Here is a 19,364-nt window from a genome sequence, read left to right on the forward strand (position 1 = left end):
TCTGGCGGCTTGCCACCAAGACCCAGGGCAGACAGGGACAACGATGGATTTCTCGCTAGTATTGGTGATTGCCGTAGCGGTAGCCGGCATGGTGTGGTTGATAGACCTGGTTGCCCTGCGCAGTGCGCGCAAGGCGCGTGTGGCCAAGGCCGAGGCCTCCGTTGAAGGAGAACTGGACGCTGGCACGCGTGAGAATCTGGCGCGTGATCCGTGGCCGGTGGACTATGCCAAGTCCTTCTTCCCGGTACTGCTGCTGGTGCTGGTGGTGCGCTCCTTCGCGTTCGAGCCGTTCCAGATCCCGTCCGGCTCGATGCTCCCGACGCTCAAGATCGGCGACTTCATTCTGGTCAACAAGTATGACTATGGCCTGCGCCTGCCGGTGGTCGACACCAAGGTGCTGGAAGTCGGCGAGCCGGAGCGTGGCGATGTGATGGTGTTCCGTTTCCCGGAAGATCCGTCCACCAACTTCATCAAGCGCGTCGTCGGTCTGCCGGGCGACACCATTCGCTACGAAGGCAAGCAGCTCTACGTGAATGGTGAGGCCATCGACAAGACATTGAATGCGCGCAGCTCCAGTGAGCAGTCCGGTGAAGATCTGCTGGATGAGACACTGGGGAAACACGCGCATCAAATCTACAATAACCCTCAGGACCCCGGCCCGCAGATGCGCGAGCTACGAGTGCCGGAAGGCATGTACTTCGTGATGGGTGACAATCGTGATCACTCCAACGACAGCCGCTACTGGGGCTTCGTGCCGGAAGAGAACATCGTCGGCAAGGCGGTGGCGGTGTGGATGCACTGGAAAGAAGGGTTCCCGGACTTTTCCTCGGTACGCCTGATTCATTGATCAGTGCATTGACCGGGCCGCCGAGAGGCGGCCCGGTCGTGTCTGGCAGGGCCACATTGGCCCGCCGGCCTCATCAGTGCGGATTTTCGACATGGGACGATGCGTCGTGCCTGCCATGTCAACCTGCTGTTCATCATGTCGGACCCGTGGCCACAAGCCTGCGGGCAGCGCGGCTGACGAATATCGGATTGGGATGGTGGCAATCGGCAACTCCTCAAGCCGCGTAGGCTTCGGGCATCGCGAGACATGTCGAAGACGACAGGCATCAGCCAGCATGACTGATGCACCATTCGACAGGACGCCTGCGGGCGTCAGCGACAAAAAGAGAGTAGGGAGACCTGTGAGTAGCCCGCTGAATGCCTTTGTAAAGCGTATCGGCCACACATTCGAGGATACGAGCCTGCTGGAACTGGCTCTGACCCATCGAAGCTATGGTGGCCAGAACAATGAGCGTCTCGAATTCCTTGGCGATTCCATCGTCAACTTCGTGATCGCCGAAGCGCTGTTCCTGCGCTTCCCCCAGGCCCGTGAAGGCCAGCTGTCACGCTTGCGTGCGCGTCTGGTCAAGGGCCAGACTCTCGCGGAGCTGGCGCGTGAATTCAATCTCGGCGAGAACCTGCGTCTGGGCTCCGGCGAGATGAAAAGCGGCGGTCACCGTCGCGAGTCCATTCTGGCCGATGCCGTGGAAGCCGTGATCGGTGCGATCTATCTGGACGCCGGCATGCAGGCGGCACGTGAACACGTGCTGCGCTGGTACGCCACCCGTCTTGAAGCGCTGAATCTTCAGGACACCCAGAAAGACCCCAAGACGCGTCTGCAGGAATTCCTGCAATCGCGTCAGGCGGCACTGCCGCGTTATGAGGTGACCAGCGTCGAGGGCGAAGCGCATTCGCAGACCTTCAGCGTCGATTGCCACGTCGAGATGCTCGACACCAAGACCACAGGCGTCGGCTCCAGCCGTCGTCATGCAGAACAGCAGGCGGCCGAGTTCGCGCTGCAACTGCTCGAACCTGCCCGCGGAGGCCGCTCATGAGCCATACCCCAGAAGACAACGTCACCCCGAGCGGCGACGCCTCTGATCACTCCACTGACAACGGCGCCGGCAATGCCGATGCGCTGAACAGCATGTTGGCGGCCGCCGGTGTCAGCGATCAGCCGCTGCCGGACACCCGCTGTGGCTTCGTCGCCATCGTCGGTCGCCCAAATGTCGGCAAGTCGACGCTGATGAACCACATCCTGGGCCAGAAGATCTCGATCACCTCGCGTCGCCCGCAGACCACGCGTCACCAGGTGATGGGTATCCACACCGAAGAGGGCACCCAGTGCGTCTTCGTCGATACCCCGGGGATCCATATCATGCAGCGCGATCGCAACAAGGCGATCAACCGCTTCATGAATCAGACCGCCACCCAGGCACTGCGCGATGTCGATGCCGTCGTGTTCATCGTCGATCGCACTCGCTGGATGGAAGAAGACCAGATCGTGCTCGACAAGCTGGCTCATGTGAAGGCGCCGGTGATTCTGGTGGTCAACAAGATCGATTGGCTCAAGGACAAGACCACCCTCGCGCCTTGGCTGCAGAGCCTGCAGGAGCGTCGTGACTTCGCGGCCATCATTCCGATGTCGGCCAAGAACGGCACCAACATCGACGTGCTGCTCGAGAACGTAATGCAGCGTCTGCCGCAGGGCGAGCACATGTTCGCGGATGACCAGATCACCAACAAGAGCTCTCGCTTCCTGGCCTCCGAGCTGGTGCGCGAGAAGGTGATGCGTCAGCTGGGCGACGAACTGCCCTACCAGATGACCGTAGAGATCGAGGAATTCAAGACCGATCAGCGCGGCACCCTGCACATCAGCGCGCTGATGATGGTCGAGCGTCAGGGCCAGAAGAAGATCCTGATCGGCGAGAACGGTGAGCGCATCAAGAACATCGGGCGTGAAGCGCGCCTCGAGATGGAGCGTGCCTTCGATGCCAAGGTCATGCTGAACCTGTGGGTCAAGGTCAAGCGTGGCTGGTCGGATGACGAGCGTGCCCTGAAGAGTCTGGGTTACACCCACGACAAGGACTGACGATGCCGCGCGAGCGGTACGGGGTGGTGGCGATCCAGAAGGTTCGCGACTGCCGTGTGCCGCCTGTCGCTGATCCGATGTCCTCGCGGTCTCTGCCGCGCACCGCCTGGCCTTTCCCGGGCGGTCTCGTTTCTTGCCAGGCCCTCTGCCAGTCCTTCTGCCAGCTTTTTTTGCCAAGCCACCGTCTGACGTGAGCCTGTCTGATGACGCCGCAACCGGCCTTCCTGCTGCATCGCAAGCCCTACCGTGAAACCAGTGCCATCATCGAATTGCTGACCCTCGAACACGGACGGGTGCGCGCGGTGGCGCGTGGCGTTCAGCGCCCGGGCAGCAAGGCGCGCGCACGACTGCAGCCGTTCACGCCCTTGCATGTCACCTGGCGTGGCGAGAGCGATCTCAAGACTCTCAACCTGATGGAGAGCGGCGGCAGCGCCAGCCTGCTGGCGGGCGAGGGGTTGCTGTGCGGGTTCTACGCCAATGAGCTTTTGACCCGCACCCTGCCGGTGGAAATGCCGGTGCCGGAGCTGTTCGCACTCTACTCGCTGACGTTGGACGAGGTGGCACTGCCCGCCAGGCGCGCCCCCGCACTCAGACGACTGGAATACAGTCTGCTGGAAGCGCTGGAGCAACTGCCGCAGTTTCGTGCTTTGGATGACAGCCCGCTGATGCCGGACGTGCGCTATGACTATGTGGTCAGTGAGCGACGCTTTCAGGCACAGCCGCCAGGCGCGGCGGGCATCGAAGGGCGCGCCCTGAAGTTGCTGGCCAGCGAAGACTGGGGCCATCAAGGGCTTGCCCGCGAGAGCCTGTGGCTGGCGCGGCGTGCGCTGGCGCCGCTGCTGGGAGAGCGTCCGCTGCGCTCGCGCGAATTGATGATGCAGCTGACGGCCAGGCGGCGTCAGAGCCGCGAGTCCGACTGATGCCATCAGGCGTGCCGTCACTGTCCGGCTGCGGCGTCGGTTCCCGCTCCGGCTCGGGCGTGACGCGTGATAGTATGGCGCGACATGTCTTCGGCATGGCCTTCGTCACCATGCCTGTTCTCTTGTTCATCGTTAGGAGCTGATCATGCATCCGCTGCGCATTCTGCTCGGGGTCAACATCGACCACATCGCCACACTGCGTCAGGCGCGTGGTACCCGCTATCCGGACCCGGTCCAGGCCGCGCTGGTCGCGGAAGAGGCGGGTGCCGACGGCATCACCGTGCACCTGCGTGAAGACCGTCGCCACATCCAGGAGCGCGACGTGCGCATTCTGGCCGAGGTGCTCAACACGCGCATGAACCTCGAGATGGCCGTCAGCGAAGAGATGCTGGCGCTGGCCGAGGAAGTCCAGCCGGCCAACGTGTGTCTGGTGCCGGAAAAGCGCGAAGAGCTGACCACCGAAGGCGGACTGGATGTCGCCGGTGATCTGGCGCGCATCACTGCCGCCTGCGAGCGTCTGGCAGAGGCGGGCTGTGAAGTCTCGCTGTTCATCGACCCGGAGCCTGCGCAGATTCGTGCCGCCTTCGAGGCCGGTGCGCCAGTCATCGAGCTGCATACCGGGGCCTATGCCGATGCCACGGGCGAGACGGCGCGTGTCGAGTTCGAGCGTATCGCGGCCGCCGCGGAGCTGGCCAACGAGCTGGGGCTGGTGGTCAATGCCGGTCATGGCCTCAATTATCACAACGTCGAGGCGATCGCGGGTATCTCGGGACTCAACGAGCTGAACATCGGCCACGCGATCATCGCGCGCGCCATGTTCGTCGGTCTGAAGGAGGCCGTCATCGAGATGAAGCGTCTATGTATCGCAGGCCAGGAAGCGGGCCTGATGGCCGCGCTGGATGCGCACGATCATGACCATGGCCACGAACACGGTGATGATCATGAGCATGTGCAGGGCTCAGGCTGCTGCGGATGATCGTCGGCATAGGCACGGACATCGCGCGTATCGAGCGCTTCGAGGCAGGCATGGCACGCCATGGCGAGCGTTTTGCACGCCGATTGCTGGGGGAAGAGGAGCTGGCGCGCTTTGTCGATCACCCTCAGCCGGCGGCCTTTCTGGCCAAGCGTTTCGCGGCCAAGGAAGCCTTCGTCAAGGCGCTGGGCACCGGCCTGCGCCAGGGCATGCGCTTCACCCAGATTCAGGTGGTCAACGACGCCCTGGGCAAGCCCTCGCTCAAGCTGTCCGACGAGGCGGAGGCTCTGACCGCGCGGGCGGGTATTCGCCATCTGCACCTGTCGATCAGTGATGAGCGTGATCAGGCCATCGCCTTCGTGGTGCTGGAGCGTTAGCCCTCTTCGATCTGGCGCTGTATCGCGCCTCTGAACACGGCGCTCGAAACGACAATGCCACCCCTGCCCTGCGGCAGCGGGTGGCATTGTCGTCTGTGCAGGGCTGGTGAAGGGCTGGTTTTTTTAGGGCTGGTTTTTGGACTGAGGCTCGCTCGTCTGTGGCTCGCTTGTCTGTGGATTGCTTACCGATGACGAGCCTGTCGCGGAGGGCTCAGCGGGGGCATCCGAGAGCGCGGGGGCGGGCGGGGATGAAGGCGAGGTCTCGACAGAGGGCGCTGTCGGCGTCTCAGGCGTTTCACCCGCGGGGCTGGCCGGCTCAAGTGGTGCGGCGAGCAGGGCCTTGGCTTCATCGCTGTGTGACCACTGGATCAGGCTATCGATGGCCGCGAACAGGGCGTCGACATCCTCTTCCAGCCGCGAAAGGCCGCTGACGCGGATGCGGGTCTCCAGCGCTTCCACCAGCAGTGCCAGACGCGGCACGCCACAGTAGCGGCAGGCGCCGTTGAGATAATGTACGCCATCGATCATCGCCTCGTTGTCACGCGCCTGCCAGGCACGACGGATCCTGGCCTCGCTCTCCGGCAGACTCTCGATCAACAGCCTCAGCATCTCCAGCGCCAGGGCCTCGCGGCCACCAGCCATCTCCACGCCCAGTGCCATGTCGACCACCGGCAGGTCGGCGTCCTGTTCCAGGCTAAGCCGGTTCTTTGCGGCAGAGTGGGGCAGCGGCGCTGCCGGCGGCGAGAACCCGGTCTGGCTGGCAGCGTCTTTCACTCCCGGTGGCAAGGCAGAAGTCGCCGGACTGCGAGCGGGGCTGCGCGTTTGGCTGCGGGCAGGGCTATGCGATTGGCTGGACGTGCGCGCTGCCTGCGGTGGCGGGTTCAGTGAAATGCCCAGGTGACGACTGAGCAGGTTGGCCAGCAGACCCTCGTCGATGGGCTTGATCAGGTAGTCATCCATGCCTTCCGCCAGCAGTTCTCGCCGCTCGTGCGCCAATGCATGGGCGGTGAGGGCGATCACCGGCAGGTGACGGTTGCCCTCGCGCTGTTGATGACGCAGCGCCTTGGTGGCTTCCAGTCCGTTCATGCCCGGCATCTGGATATCCATCAGGACGGCATCCACGACCTGCTCCTGAGCCAGGGCCAGCGCCTCCTCGCCACTCTGGGCCGCCAGGGTGTCCAGCCCCATGTCGGTCAACAGCTCCTCGGCCAACAGTCGGTTGGAGGGGTTGTCATCGACCACCATCACGCACTTGCGAGGCTGTGCGGAGGTTTCCTGACTCGCGGGCTGTGCGGTGAGCTCAGGTCGCGGGCCGGCCGGTGGCGTCTTGACAGACGTGGCGCTCGCATCAGTCTTGTCGGTCGGCTTGGCGGCTGGCGCCGTGCTTGAGTTCTGCTCGCGTGTGGTCGGCTCGAAGGAGGTAAAGGTGTCGCTGCGCGGCGCCTGAGTCGGGTCGCGGTGAGGTGAATGCAGCAGATTGGCCAGCTTGTGGCGCATCTGCAGGCGTGTGACCGGCTTGCTGACCACCTCGTCGATGCCGTACTGCTGCAGGTTCTCGGCGTCGGCGGGCAGAGGGGCGTTCAGCAGGCCCAGCACGCGACACGGCAGATGCTTGAGGCGTGCACCCCATTCATCCAGCCGCTTGAGATCACGGCTCTCCAGCGCGACCACCACCAGATCCGGCTGCTCTTCGATGCCGACCAGCGTCAGTGACCAGCGGGTCAGCAGGTAACTCAGGGCGCGACGGGTGGCCGAGTGTGGCTCGATCAGGCAGATGCGTTGATGATCGAACACGACTTCGCGCGGGCGCTCCTCGATGCTGCTGACCGCTACGGGGACGCTGAACAGGAAGGTGGAGCCGTGGCCGGGCAGGCTGTCGACCTGGATCTCGCCGCCCATCTGCTCGATCAGTCGCTTGGAGATCATCAGCCCAAGGCCAGTGCCGCCGAACTGGCGTGCCCGCGATGGATCTCCCTGCGAGAAGGCCTGGAAAAGACGATTGCGCTGGGCGCTGTCCATGCCGATGCCGGTGTCTGCCACCGCGATCTTGAGGCGGGTGTTGCTGCCGTTCAGGTCATCCACCATCACGCGCACGATGACTTCGCCGCGTTCGGTGAACTTGACGGCATTGGCGACCAGATTCGTCACCACCTGCTTGATGCGCATCGGATCGCCCTCGAAGCGCTGGGGCACGTCGTCATACACCAGTCCCAGCAGATGCAGATGCTTGCGATGGGCCTCCGGAGCATGCATGGCGAGCACTTCCTCGATCAGTGGCTCGATGTCCATCTGGACCTTCTCGAGCTCGAGCTTGCCGGCTTCGATCTTTGAGAAGTCGAGAATGTCATTGATCAATGACATCAGGCTCGAGGAGGCATTCTGCATGTGTCCCAGCCAGTCGCGCTGGCGGTTGTCCAGATCACTGCGCCCCAGCAGGTTGCTGAAGCCGATGATGCCGTTGAGCGGCGTGCGGATCTCATGGCTCATGTTGGCCAGGAATTCCGACTTGATGCGGTTGGCTTCCAACGCCTTGCGGCGCGCCATGTCGAGCTCGATGTTCTTGATCTCGACGGTTTCCATTGATTCGTGCAGGTCCTGGGTGGTCTGTTCGATCTGGTCCTGCATGTCCTCGCGGGCGCGCTTGAGCTGCTCGACGCTGCGATTGTAGTTCTCGGCCAGCTCGCTGAGGTCGTCATTGCCTGCCACCGGCAGCTGGCGGTGAGTCTCGCCGCGCGCCAGACAGGTCATGGCCTCGCTCAGCTCATGCAGCGGCTGCAGCATGCGGCGCGAGCCATGGAAAGCCAGCAGCAGCAGCGCCAGTCCGAAGACCAGATTGGCCAGCCCGTAGCCGACCAGCAGCTGGTAGCGGTGCAGCACCAGGCGGGTGTCGGAGGCCTCCAGCACCAGCCACGACATCTGCTCGCCGCGTTGTGTCTCGCGCCACGGGTCGATGACCGGCATCACCATCACCAGCGAGCCCGGGTCCGAGGGGTAGGCCTGACTCTCGACCAGCGTGCTGGTTTCCGGGCGCTGGCTGGGGCCGAGATGCAACAGGGCGCCGCCGTTGGCGGTGCGCAGCGTCAGGGCGCGCACGTCGCGCTGGTCGATCAGCATCTGGGCCTGCTCATGCAGACGCTGGTCGTCAGCGGCGAGGGCGGCGTTGGCCATGCCCGGCATGATGGCCTGCATGCTGGCCTGCAGGCGCTCCATCATGGCCAGGCGCTCACCGCTGATCTCGCGGTCCACCGCATACAGGCTGAACATCAGGCTGGTGGCGAGGGGCAGCAGCAAGAGGGCAAGCTGGAATCGGGTACGAAGCAGCATGGCAATCCATCGTCAAAGGGCGAACGAGCATCAGCGGCAAGCATACCTCGCGCTCATGAGCGAAGCGATGGCGAGCGCCCTGACAGGGCTGGGCGGGAGCGATATACTGCGCGCATCATCTACACCCCGACGCGGCCCCCCGTTCGTCCTTGGTCCCGATGCCAGCGCCTGACCGCTGTCATTCGGCTGTCCGGGCGCGGCGTCTCTGGAGTCTGCCTCTCATGTCTCATCTCAGCGAAACCCCCGGTGACGCCATCCCTGGCGCGTCCGATTATCCCAGTCTTGCAGATGTCGTCGGCAATACGCCGCTGGTGCGCCTGACGCGCATCACCGCGGGCCGCAACAATGTGCTGCTGGCCAAGCTGGAGGGTCACAACCCCGCCGGCTCGGTCAAGGATCGTCCGGCGCTTTCCATGTTCGAGGAGGCGGAAGCGCGCGGCGAGATCGCACCCGGCGACACCCTGATCGAAGCGACCTCCGGCAATACCGGCATCGCGCTGGCCATGACGGCGGCCATCAAGGGGTATCGCATGGTACTGGTGATGCCGGCCAGTGCCTCCAGCGAGCGCAAGCAGGCGATGGGTGCCTACGGGGCCACGCTGATCGAAGCCGATGGCATGGAGCATGCGCGGGACCTGGCCGAGGCGATGATCGCGCGTGGCGAGGGCAAGGCGTTGGATCAGTTCGCCAACCAGGACAATCCGCTGGCGCATTACCGCACCACCGGGCCGGAACTCTGGCAGCAGACCCACGGACGCATCACGCACTTCGTGTCCTCGATGGGCACCACCGGCACCATCATGGGCACCTCGCGCTATCTGAAGGAGCAGAATCCGGCCATCGAGATCGTCGGCCTGCAACCTGCCGAAGGCGCCAGCATCGCGGGTATCCGTCGCTGGCCTGCCGAGTATCTGCCGCGGATCTTCGATGCCTCACGCATCGACCGCACGCTGGATATCGGCCAGCACGAGGCCGAAGTCTGCATGCGTCGTCTGGCGCGTGAAGAAGGCATTCTGGCCGGTGTCTCCTCCGGTGGTGCGCTGGCAGGCGCGCTCAAGCTCGCCGAGCAGGTCGAGAATGCGGTCATCGTGTTCATCGTCTGTGATCGGGGAGACCGCTACCTCTCGACAGGCCTCTATACCCAGGGCGATGACATGACTCAGCAGGACACGCCCCACAATGAAGCCGTTACTGGGGAGTGTTCCTGATGGCCCTGCTCGGACAGAAGCGACCGGCGCGCAAGCCGACCCGTCGCGAGAAGGAAGTGGCCAGCCGTGGCAACCGCAACGCCAGCGATGCCGACAGCCAGTGGCTGACGGTGGAACGCCTGGCCCACGACGGACGAGGCATCGCCCATGACGAGAGCGGCAAGACCCAGTTCATCGATCAGGCGCTGCCCGGCGAACGTGTGACCCTGGCCATCCACCGCACCCACAAGCGCTTCAACGAGGCGCATGTGCGTACACGCGACAATGCCGCCGACAGCCGCGTGACCCCGCCCTGTGCCTATTTCGGCAGCTGTGGCGGCTGTGATCTCCAGCACATGGCGCTGGATGCACAACGCACCCACAAGGTGCAGGTGCTGAGCGAACATGCGACACGCAATGGCGTGACCCTGCCCGAGATTCAGCCGCTGGGCGATGACGAAAGCCGTTATCGCCGCCGGGCCCGTATCGGGGTGCGCGTGAGTGATGCTGGCGAGTTGCAGTTAGGCTTCCGCGGACGCGGCAGCAACCAGCTGGTCGATATCACCACCTGCAGCGTGCTGGTACCGGAGCTGGACCGCCTGCTCGCGCCGCTGCGTGAGCTGATCGAAAGCCTCGAGGCGCCCAAGCGTCTGGGCCATCTGGAGCTGACCGCTGCTGAAGGGCAGGTCATCGTGGTGGTGCGCCAGCTCAAGGCGGTGCCGCGTGATGCGCAGCGCTGGCAGGCCTTCGCCGAGCAGCACGGCCTGGTGGTCGGCTGGCGGGTCGGGCGTGATCCGGTGGTGCTGGAGTGGCTGTCGGGTACGCCGAATGCCGTGTATTCACTGAGTGTCGGCGCAACGACGCTGCGCCTTGCCTTCTCGCCGGGCGACTTCGTGCAGGTCAACGCGGCGCTCAATCAGCGTCTGATCGACACCGCCTTGGAATGGCTGGGCGATGTCAGTGGTCTCAAGGTGATGGATCTCTACGCCGGTGTCGGCAACCTGACCCTGGCGGCCGCCGCGGCCGGCGCCAGTGAGGTGACAGGCATCGAGGGCAGTCAGGGCATGGTCGATCAGCTGAGGGTCAATGCCGAAGCCAACGGACTGGCTCAGGTGAGCGCACGTCGGGCGGACCTGAGCAAGGCCCTGCCATCACTCGAGGGTATCGACCTTCTAGTACTAGACCCGCCGCGTGATGGCGCTCAGCCTCTCTGCGAGGAGCTGGCACGTGATCTGCATGCCGGGAGGGTCAGCCGAGTGCCGCTGCGCGTGCTGTACATCGCCTGTGACCCGACCACGTTGATGCGTGATGCACGGCTGTTGCAGGACGCCGGTTATCGCGTCACGCGTGCCCTGATGGCGGACATGTTCGTTCACACGGCACATCTGGAGTCGATGTTGCTGCTGGAACGGGCGGAAGACTGAGGCGGTGCCTTCGGGTGCTGCCATCAAGATGGCAAGTAATTCAAGGACATAGGGTCATGGTCAAGGTGCGCGAAGATCAGCCGCTGACCGATAGCGGTGGTGTGGACATCCCGGTGTGGGTCGCGCGACTGCGCGAGGAAGTCCCGTCGGTGAATGCCGAGGTCATGGTGCAGGCCTGTGAAGTGGCGCTCAAGGTGGCACGCGAGGCGGACGCCCGCGGTGACAAGCCGTGGCGCGAGCCGCTGCGCAGTTTCCGTTTCAGTCTCGAGATGGCCGACATCCTGTCGGAACTCAAGCTTGACCAACCGGCACTGGTCGCGGCCGTGCTCTATCGCGCGGTACGTGAAGGGCATCTGGGGCTTGAGGCCATCGAGAAGCATTTCGGCAAGGAAGTGGCCCGCCTGATCGATGGCGTGCTCAACATGGCCGCCATCAGTCAGCTGCAGGCGCCGAGTCATGGCATGGCGCAGCATGACCAGCAGGACAACCTGCGCAAGATGCTGGTGTCGATGATTGATGACGTGCGCATCGCGTTGATCAAGATCGCCGAACGTACCGTTGCCCTGCGTCACGTCAAGGATGCTCCGCGCGAGAAGCGCATGCGCGTGGCCAGAGAAGTCTTCGACATCTACGGGCCGCTGGCGCACCGCCTGGGCATCGGTCAGCTCAAGTGGGAGCTGGAGGATCTGTCCTTCCGCTACCGCGAGGAGGATGAATACAAGACCATCGCCAGGCAGCTGTCCGAGAAACGCCTGGAGCGTGAGCACTACATCGCCGATCTGCTGGTCGAGTTGCGCACTCTGATGAGCGAGCAGGGCATCAAGCACTTCGATGTCGCGGGCCGCGCCAAGCACATCTACTCCATCTGGCGGAAGATGAAGATCAAGCGCATCGCCTTCTCTCAGGTGTATGACGTGCGCGCGGTACGGATTCTGGTCGGCACAGTCAGCGATTGCTACACGGCGCTGGGGATCGTCCACTCGCGTTGGCACCACGTGCCGCATGAGTTTGACGACTATATCGCCAACCCCAAGAAGAATGGCTACCAGTCGCTGCACACTGCGGTGGTGGGACCGAGCAACAAGGTCATCGAGATCCAGATCCGTACCTTCGACATGCACGAGGAGGCGGAGCTGGGCGTATGCGCCCACTGGCGTTACAAGGGCCACGATGTCGGTCACAAGAGTCGCAGTTACGAAGACAAGATCGCCTGGTTGCGTCAGGTGCTCGAATGGCAGGACGAAGTCGGCGAGAACGGCGGCCAGGAGGCGATCCGTCAGGGGCTGAGCTCCGACGTCGCGCCGGACCGCATCTACGTCTTCACACCGGAGGGGCATGTCATCGACCTGCCCAAGATCGCGACGCCGATCGACTTCGCCTACCGCGTGCATACCGAGGTCGGCCATCGCTGCCGGGGGGCCAAGGTCGACGGTCGCATCGTGCCGCTGACCTACAAGCTCAAGACCGGCCAGCAGGTCGAGATCCTGACCGCCACCAAGGGGGGGCCGAGCCGCGACTGGCTCAACCCGAATCTGGGCTACGTGCGCACCTCGCGGGCCCGCGCCAAGATCCAGACCTGGTTCAAGCTGCAGGCACGCGACCAGAACGTCGATGAGGGCAAGGCGCTGCTCGAGAAGGAATTCTCGCGGCTGGCGCTGGAGAATCTCGACCGTGACAAGCTGGCCAACGCCGTCAATTACCCGACGCGTGATGACATGTATGCCGCCATCGGTGCAGGCGATCTGCGCGTCGGCCAGGTGCTGCATCAGGCCCAGCAGCTGTTCGGCGATACCGATGATCAGGAGCAGCTCGAGCGTCTGCTGCGCCAGCGCAAGCCGCAGGGCAAGGAAAAGCCTGACGCCGTCATGGTGCTGGGGGTCGGCAATCTGAAGACCACCATGGCCAACTGCTGTCACCCGGTACCGGGCGATCAGATCGCCGGTTTCATCACCCAGGGGCGCGGCGTGACCGTGCACCGTCAGGACTGCCCGAACCTGATCCAGTTGCGCTCGGACGAGCCGCGTCGCATCGTCGATGTCGACTGGGGCCAGCGTTCGCGCAACCAGTATCCGGTGGATATTGAGATCCAGGCCTGGGACCGCTCCGGCCTGCTGCGTGATGTCACCAACGTGCTGAGCGGTGACAAGGTCAATGTGCTGTCGGTGAACACGCGCACTGATCAGCTCGACAACATCGCCACGCTCAAGATCACGCTGGAAGTCGAGAATCTCGATGTGCTGGGGCGCGTATTCGCCCGCATCCAGCAGCTGCCCAACATCATCGACGTCAAGCGGCTGCGGGTCGGGGGCGACAAGGCATGAGTCGCCGATTCGATGCCAGTGTCGATGTCGATGCAGGCAGGCAAGCCGATACGCGCTACACCCTCGATGACTTGCTGACCCTGATGGCCGTGCTGCGTGATCCGCAGTACGGCTGCCCCTGGGACAGCCGCCAGGATTACGCGAGTCTGGTGCCGCACACCCTGGAGGAGGCCTATGAGGTCGCCGATGTTATCGAGCGTGCCGCGGCCGATGCCAGCGTGCTCGATGAGCTGCCGGCGGAACTGGGTGACCTGCTGTTTCAGGGCGTCTTCTACGCCCAGATCGCCAGTGAGCAGCAACACTTCGATTTCCACGACGTGATCCATGTGCTGACCGAGAAGATGCTGCACCGCCATCCGCATGTCTTCCCGGATGGCACCCTCGCGTCGCGCCGCGAGGGTATCGCCACTCATGAGGTCGATGAAGGCTCGCTCAATGCCCAGTGGGAGTCGCTCAAGCAGCAGGAGACCGCTGACGCGCCTGTCAGCCAGACTGCTGGCGACAGCGTGCTGGATGGCGTGCCACTTGGTCTGCCGGCGCTGACGCGGGCGGCCAAGCTCTCGAAGAAGGCCGCGAGTTCGGGCTTTGACTGGCCGGACACGAGTGGCGTGCTGGCCAAGATCCGTGAGGAGCTCGGCGAAGTCGAGGAAGCGCTGGCCGAGGGCGATACGGCCCATGCGCGTGAGGAGGTCGGGGATCTGCTGTTCGCGGTCGTCAATCTCGCGCGCACCCTCAAGGCGGACCCGGAGCAGATGCTGCGCGCTACCAATGCGCGCTTCGAATCACGCTTCCGCCATGTGGAAGCCGCGATCGCAGGGCAAGGGCGCACGCTTGATGAGGCGTCGCTTGCCGAGATGGATGCGCACTGGGATGAGGCCAAGCGCCAGGAGCGTGCGGCTGAGCAGGCGCGGCAGGGCGAGGGTGCGACGTCAGCCGCACGTCCGGTGACGCCGCTGGTTCGGTGATGGAGCGTCGTCGCAGCGTATTGGGAAAAGGGCATCTGGAAAAATGTAGTAAGTTTACGCGATAGTCGGATTGTGGAGCCGAGGCCCGCGGTCGTATGCTGAGGGGAAGCGATCAGGACGCGAGTCTTGTCCTGCTTTCCGGTCTGCTGCGCCGCGGGTCTTTCCGTTTCGCGCCAGTGTCTTCACCAGCGCCAGGCCGGTGTCTTCCCTCAGCCGGTTGTCATCAGGTGTCTTTGCGCAATGAGGGAATCTGTTGTCAGCTATCTGACTGTGTGCCCCTGGTGACAGGGGAAGATGACCGCGGCAGCACCGTCACTCCCAAGGAGGGTTTCATGAGTCACGACTTGCATGAATCGTTGCGCGATAACGTGCGTATTCTCGGTGACAACCTCGGCCAGACCATCGCGGCCGACCTCGGCGATGACTTCGTCGCACGCATCGAGCGCATCCGTGCCCTGGCCAAACAGGGCCAGCAGGGCGATCAGGCCGCCCGGCATGAGCTCATCGACTATCTGCGTGATCTGCCGGACGCCGATCTGCTGCCCGTCACCCGGGCGTTCAACCAGTTCCTGAACCTTTCCAACATCGCCGAGCAGCACTACCGTGGCCGCTTCAAGCGCGTCGAGGATTATCGCCCCGGCAGCCAGCCGGACCTCGGCGAGCTGATCACGCGCATTCGCGAGCGGGGCTTCAGCGCGCAGAAGATCGTCGAGGAGCTCTCGGCGATGCGTGTCGAGCTGGTGCTGACGGCGCATCCGACGGAAGTCATCCGTCGCACCCTGATCCAGAAATACGATGCCATCGAGGGCTGCCTGACCCAGATGGAAGGGGCCTGCGATCGTCCGGAACAGGCGACCCTCGCGCGTGCGCGCCTCACCGAGCTGATCAGTCAGGCCTGGCATACCGACGAGATCCGTCACGAGCGTCCGACCCCGGTGGATGAAGCCAAGTGGGGCTTTGCCACCATCGAGAACTCGCTGTGGCAAGCGGTGCCGGACTTCCACCGTCAGCTTGACGAGATGACGCTGAACGCCGCCGGTGAGCGTCTGCCGCTGGACGCCGCACCGATCTGCTTCGCCTCCTGGATGGGGGGTGACCGCGACGGTAACCCCAATGTCACCGCCAGCGTGACGCGGACCGTGTTGCTGCTGGGTCGCTGGATGGCAGCGGATCTCTACCTTCGCGACCTCGAACAGCTCAAGTCGGAGCTGTCGATGTGGAAGTGCACGGCCGCCCTGCGTGCCGAGGCCGGCGATGTGGCCGAACCCTATCGCGAGATCCTGCGCCGCCTGATCCTGCGCATGGAAAGCACCCGCGACTGGGCCAAGGCGGGCCTGGACGGCAAGCGCCACGAAGGTGTCGACATCATCGAGACCCGCGAGCAGCTGTATACGCCGCTGCTGGCCTGCTACCGCTCACTGTGCGACGTGGGGCTGGACACCATCGCCAATGGCGCTCTGCTCGACACCCTGCGTCGCGTGGCCTGTTTCGGTGTCACCCTGACCAAGCTCGATATCCGCCAGGAAAGCACGCGCCACGCGCAGGTCTTCGACGAACTGAGTCAGACGCTGGGGCTGGGCAGCTATTTCGAATGGGACGAGCAGCAGCGCTGTGACTTCCTGAGCAAGGAGTTGGCTAGCCGTCGCCCGCTGATCCCGCGCCATTGGGAATGCTCCACCGACACGCGCGAGGTGCTGGATACCTTCAAGGTCATCGCGCGCGAGCATCGCGAGGCGCTGGGCACCTACATCATCTCGATGGCCGGTCAGGCCTCCGATGTGCTGGCGGTGGCACTGTTGATGAAGGAGATCGGCGGTGATGTGCGTCTACCGATCGCGCCGTTGTTCGAGACGCTGGATGATCTGGACCGCTCAGGCCCCGTCATCGACACGCTGCTGAGCATGCCGATCTATCGCGAGCAGGCCGGTGACCGTCAGGAAGTGATGATCGGTTACTCCGACTCCGCCAAGGACGCCGGTCAGCTGGCGGCCGCCTGGGCACAGTACCGCGCCCAGGAAACGCTGGTGGAAGTCACCAAGCGTCACGGTGTCGAACTGACTCTGTTCCACGGCCGTGGTGGTACGGTCGGTCGTGGCGGCGGCCCGGCGCATGCGGCGATCCTGTCCCAGCCACCGGGCTCGGTGACCGGCTCGCTGCGTGTTACCGAGCAGGGCGAGATGATTCGTTTCAAGTTCGGTCTGCCGGACATCGCCAGTCGCTCGATGGAGATCTATGTCTGCGCGGTGCTGGAAGCCAGCATGCTGCCGCCGCCGGCGCCTAAGCCGCAATGGCGAGACGAGATGGATCGCCTGGCCGGTATCGCGCACAAGGCCTATGTGGGCGTGGTGCGTGAAGACCCGAACTTCGTGCCGTACTTCCGCTCGGTAACGCCGGAAACCGCACTGGCACGCCTGCCGCTGGGTTCGCGCCCCGCCAAGCGTCGTCAGGATGGTGGCGTCGAGACGCTGCGTGCGATCCCGTGGATCTTCGCCTGGACCCAGATTCGTCTGATGCTGCCCGCCTGGCTGGGCAGTGGCGAGGCCTTCGCCACGCGCATGCAGGAAGAGGGCGGCCTGGAAGTGCTGCGCGAGATGATGAACGACTGGCCGTTCTTCTCCACCTATGTCGACATGCTGGAGATGCTGCTCTCCAAGGCCGATCTCTCGACGGCGGCCTACTACGAGCAGCGTCTGGTCGATGAGCCGGCCCTGAAGACGCTGGGGCAATCGCTGCGTGATCGTCTCGAGCGCCTGGAGAAGGTGGTGCTGGAGATCCGCGATCAACAGGCACTGCTTGAGCATATGCCGTTGATTCGTCAGGCCATCGATGTGCGCAATCCTTACATCGACCCGCTGCATGGTCTGCAGGCCGAGCTGCTGCAGCGTAACCGCGACGCCGATGGCGCCATCTCCGCCGAGCTGTCACGCGCGCTGATGGTGACCATGGCCGGTATCTCGGCTGGTCTGCGCAACACCGGTTGAGGAGCGATTGACGCCATCGCACGTTGGCGAGTCGCTAATCACCCGCACGAAAAAAAGCCCCGACAGGCTGGCCTGTCGGGGCTTTTCGTTGTCATTAAGACAATGAGGTCATCTCGCTACAGCAGGCCGCTCGCACGCTCGCCGACCAGTGGCATCAGGAAGCGCTCGCGCTGCCAGCCTTCATTCTGATCGAGCGCCACCAGATGCAGCAGTTTGGTGAAGGCCGCCTCCAGCGTCATGTCATCGCCTGACAGCACGCCGACGGTGGCCAGACCTGCACCGGCCGCATAGTGACCGATAGTGGCCGGCCCATGCGGACATTGACTGATACCGGCCAGCAACTTGCCTTCGCCGCGTGCATCGGCCAATACCTCCAACAGCTCGCTGTCCTCCGGCAGATTGCCGCTACCCCACAGCTCCAGCACGGCGCCCTTGACCTCCGGGCGCATCAACTGCACACGCACGCTCTCGGCGCTGATGCCGGGGTAGAGCGGCAGGCGAATGATGCTGTCCTTGCCGAGGCGGGCATAGTCGGGCAGCTCGAAGGCGGGGCCTTGGTCATCCATCAGGCGGCCGGGGTAGAGCACGACACGGTCATCGACCCATTCGCCCAGCAGTGGCGCATTGGGCGTGGTGAAGCCGCGGTGGTCCTGGGTGTACCACTTGCGGGTGCACACGCCACGCAGCAACTGTCCGCCAAAGGCGACCACGACTTCATTGAGGGTCGGCTGGGCGGCGGCGGTGAGTGCCAGCTCGACATTGCCCAAGGCGTCACTGTGCTCGGCTTCCAGCGGCAACTGTGCACCACTGATGATCACCGGACGCGCGGTGCCCTTGAGCTGGAATGCGAGGCTGGAGGCCGTCCAGGCCAGAGTATCGGTGCCCTGCAGCACGACGAAGCCATCGAAGCTGTCGTAGGCATCCGCGATCTGGCTGGCGATGGTGTGCCAGTCCGCCGGTGTAGCGGAGGAGGAGTCGATCAGCTGCGGAAATTCGCGCAGGGTGAAGGCGGGCAGACGGCTACGACGGCTGGGAGGCAGCTGTTCCAGTGCTGCACGCAGACGTGCATCGAAGTCACCGGCAGGCACCAGTCCTTGCTCACTTTCCACCATGCCCAGCGTGCCGCCGGTATACAGCACCAGGATGTGCGTCTCGGGAGTCATCGTGTCCACCTGCCAGAAATGGGAAAGCCGGCATTGTAACGCATGCCGGCTTGCAGGGGAGCTGTCGGAGTCGGGCGTTCAGCCGCGACGCACGGGAGGTGCTCAGCTGATATTGCCGCCGCCGATACGCGCATCCTCCTGATGGGACATGGCGCTGACGCACATCACCCGTACGCCTTCGAGCATGCTTTCAAGGCTCATGGTCGGCAGGCGGCCATCGATACTCTGCTCGGGCAGCGCCGGGATATGCACGAAGCCGGAGCGGATGGGGCTATCCGCCAGATGGCGCTGCACCCCATAGAACAGGTGGTTGCAGACGAAGGTGCCTGCCGTGTAGGAGACGCTGGCGGGAAGGCCCGCTGCCTGGAGGTCGTTGACCATCGCCTTGATCGGCAGGGTGGTGAAGCAGCCATCCGGGCCGCCAGCTTCGATGGGCTCATCCACCGGCTGGTGGCCGCCGTTGTCCTTGATGCGATAGTCATCCAGGTTGATGGCGACCCGCTCCGGGGTGATGGCGCTGCGACCACTGGCCTGGCCGAGCATGATCACGGTGTCAGGGGCGTGCTGGCCGATGGCCTCGATGACGCTGTCAATCGCGGCGTAGCGTGTCACCGGCACCCGGCAGGTGATGATCTCGAAGCGCTCATCGGGCTGGCCTTGCATGGCCAGTCTCTGGCCATCCAGTTGCTCGATGATCTTTAGGGCAGGATTGACGCTATCCGTGCCGAAGGGCTCGAAGCCGCAGAGTAGCAGACGACGCATGATGAAATTCCTTGGCTGGCATCGATCACCGCGGGTCACTGCTGGCGGTG

14 protein-coding genes are annotated in these 19,364 nt (G+C 64.0%); 11 read left to right on the plus strand and 3 right to left on the minus strand.

The genetic code is table 11. The features are described 5' to 3' along the window. Window positions 1-43: 43 nt before the first annotated feature. From lepB to FLM52_04690, 6 genes are all read left to right on the plus strand, one after another. A complete protein-coding gene (gene lepB, locus FLM52_04665) occupies window positions 44-847 on the plus strand; it encodes a signal peptidase I (GenBank protein ID NVN55090.1) in 804 nt (267 codons plus the stop codon). A gap of 340 nt (window positions 848-1,187) precedes the next feature. Further along, window positions 1,188-1,880 carry a ribonuclease III gene (locus FLM52_04670; GenBank protein NVN55091.1) on the plus strand — a complete coding sequence of 231 codons (693 nt, stop codon included), beginning with the start codon at window positions 1,188-1,190 and terminating at the stop codon, window positions 1,878-1,880. 92 nt (window positions 1,881-1,972) lie between these two features. After that, window positions 1,973-2,917, plus strand: coding sequence for a GTPase Era (locus tag FLM52_04675; GenBank protein NVN55092.1), 945 nt, complete (start codon window positions 1,973-1,975; stop codon window positions 2,915-2,917). A 203-nt stretch (window positions 2,918-3,120) separates the two neighbouring features. Continuing rightward, window positions 3,121-3,837, plus strand: coding sequence for a DNA repair protein RecO (gene recO / locus FLM52_04680; GenBank protein ID NVN55093.1), 717 nt, complete (start codon window positions 3,121-3,123; stop codon window positions 3,835-3,837). A gap of 145 nt (window positions 3,838-3,982) precedes the next feature. Next, window positions 3,983-4,813 carry a pyridoxine 5'-phosphate synthase gene (gene pdxJ, locus FLM52_04685; GenBank protein ID NVN55094.1) on the plus strand — a complete coding sequence of 277 codons (831 nt, stop codon included), beginning with the start codon at window positions 3,983-3,985 and terminating at the stop codon, window positions 4,811-4,813. Beyond that, on the plus strand, window positions 4,810-5,187 hold the full coding sequence (locus tag FLM52_04690) for a holo-ACP synthase (GenBank protein NVN55095.1): 378 nt from the start codon (window positions 4,810-4,812) through the stop codon (window positions 5,185-5,187). Before pdxJ ends, FLM52_04690 begins: the two co-directional genes overlap by 4 nt. Before the next feature lie 123 nt (window positions 5,188-5,310). Here the strand turns inward: FLM52_04690 and FLM52_04695 are convergent, their stop codons facing one another. Beyond that, window positions 5,311-8,511 carry a response regulator gene (locus tag FLM52_04695; protein NVN55096.1) on the minus strand — a complete coding sequence of 1,067 codons (3,201 nt, stop codon included), beginning with the start codon at window positions 8,509-8,511 and terminating at the stop codon, window positions 5,311-5,313. A 221-nt stretch (window positions 8,512-8,732) separates the two neighbouring features. Here FLM52_04695 and cysM point away from each other — a divergent pair, with 221 nt between their 5' ends. From cysM to FLM52_04720, 5 genes are all read left to right on the plus strand, one after another. After that, window positions 8,733-9,719, plus strand: coding sequence for a cysteine synthase CysM (cysM, locus tag FLM52_04700; protein ID NVN55097.1), 987 nt, complete (start codon window positions 8,733-8,735; stop codon window positions 9,717-9,719). Beyond that, a complete protein-coding gene (gene rlmD / locus FLM52_04705) occupies window positions 9,719-11,122 on the plus strand; it encodes a 23S rRNA (uracil(1939)-C(5))-methyltransferase RlmD (protein ID NVN55098.1) in 1,404 nt (467 codons plus the stop codon). The genes cysM and rlmD overlap by 1 nt, the downstream gene beginning before the upstream one ends. 56 nt (window positions 11,123-11,178) lie before the next feature. Beyond that, window positions 11,179-13,443, plus strand: a complete 2,265-nt coding sequence (relA, locus tag FLM52_04710; protein NVN55099.1) for a GTP diphosphokinase — start codon at window positions 11,179-11,181, stop codon at window positions 13,441-13,443. Then, entirely contained in the window at window positions 13,440-14,408 is a 969-nt protein-coding gene (gene mazG / locus FLM52_04715) for a nucleoside triphosphate pyrophosphohydrolase (GenBank protein NVN55100.1), read from the plus strand. The genes relA and mazG overlap by 4 nt, the downstream gene beginning before the upstream one ends. Before the next feature lie 332 nt (window positions 14,409-14,740). Continuing rightward, on the plus strand, window positions 14,741-17,389 hold the full coding sequence (locus FLM52_04720; GenBank protein ID NVN55101.1) for a phosphoenolpyruvate carboxylase: 2,649 nt from the start codon (window positions 14,741-14,743) through the stop codon (window positions 17,387-17,389). A 116-nt stretch (window positions 17,390-17,505) separates the two neighbouring features. Here the strand turns inward: FLM52_04720 and FLM52_04725 are convergent, their stop codons facing one another. Together FLM52_04725 and pcp are read right to left on the minus strand one after the other, a co-directional pair. Then, a complete protein-coding gene (locus FLM52_04725) occupies window positions 17,506-18,552 on the minus strand; it encodes an asparaginase (protein ID NVN55102.1) in 1,047 nt (348 codons plus the stop codon). A gap of 102 nt (window positions 18,553-18,654) precedes the next feature. Next, window positions 18,655-19,314 carry a pyroglutamyl-peptidase I gene (pcp, locus tag FLM52_04730; GenBank protein ID NVN55103.1) on the minus strand — a complete coding sequence of 220 codons (660 nt, stop codon included), beginning with the start codon at window positions 19,312-19,314 and terminating at the stop codon, window positions 18,655-18,657. Between the last annotated feature and the right edge of the window lie 50 nt (window positions 19,315-19,364).

The sequence above is a fragment of the bacterium Scap17 genome, assembly GCA_013376735.1.
GTDB lineage: Bacteria > Pseudomonadota > Gammaproteobacteria > Pseudomonadales > Halomonadaceae > Cobetia.

Excerpts from the sequence above, each read along its gene's own strand:
- cysM (NVN55097.1), top strand. The coding sequence starts at position 8,733 with ATGTCTCATCTCAGCGAAACCCCCGGTGACGCCATCCCTGGCGCGTCC.
- pdxJ (NVN55094.1), top strand. The coding sequence starts at position 3,983 with ATGCATCCGCTGCGCATTCTGCTCGGGGTCAACATCGACCACATCGCC.
- lepB (NVN55090.1), top strand. The coding sequence starts at position 44 with ATGGATTTCTCGCTAGTATTGGTGATTGCCGTAGCGGTAGCCGGCATG.
- FLM52_04720 (NVN55101.1), top strand. The coding sequence starts at position 14,741 with ATGAGTCACGACTTGCATGAATCGTTGCGCGATAACGTGCGTATTCTC.
- FLM52_04725 (NVN55102.1), bottom strand. The coding sequence starts at position 18,552 with ATGACTCCCGAGACGCACATCCTGGTGCTGTATACCGGCGGCACGCTG.
- mazG (NVN55100.1), top strand. The coding sequence starts at position 13,440 with ATGAGTCGCCGATTCGATGCCAGTGTCGATGTCGATGCAGGCAGGCAA.
- FLM52_04690 (NVN55095.1), top strand. The coding sequence starts at position 4,810 with ATGATCGTCGGCATAGGCACGGACATCGCGCGTATCGAGCGCTTCGAG.
- FLM52_04695 (NVN55096.1), bottom strand. The coding sequence starts at position 8,511 with ATGCTGCTTCGTACCCGATTCCAGCTTGCCCTCTTGCTGCTGCCCCTC.
- FLM52_04675 (NVN55092.1), top strand. The coding sequence starts at position 1,973 with ATGTTGGCGGCCGCCGGTGTCAGCGATCAGCCGCTGCCGGACACCCGC.
- relA (NVN55099.1), top strand. The coding sequence starts at position 11,179 with ATGGTCAAGGTGCGCGAAGATCAGCCGCTGACCGATAGCGGTGGTGTG.
- rlmD (NVN55098.1), top strand. The coding sequence starts at position 9,719 with ATGGCCCTGCTCGGACAGAAGCGACCGGCGCGCAAGCCGACCCGTCGC.
- recO (NVN55093.1), top strand. The coding sequence starts at position 3,121 with ATGACGCCGCAACCGGCCTTCCTGCTGCATCGCAAGCCCTACCGTGAA.
- pcp (NVN55103.1), bottom strand. The coding sequence starts at position 19,314 with ATGCGTCGTCTGCTACTCTGCGGCTTCGAGCCCTTCGGCACGGATAGC.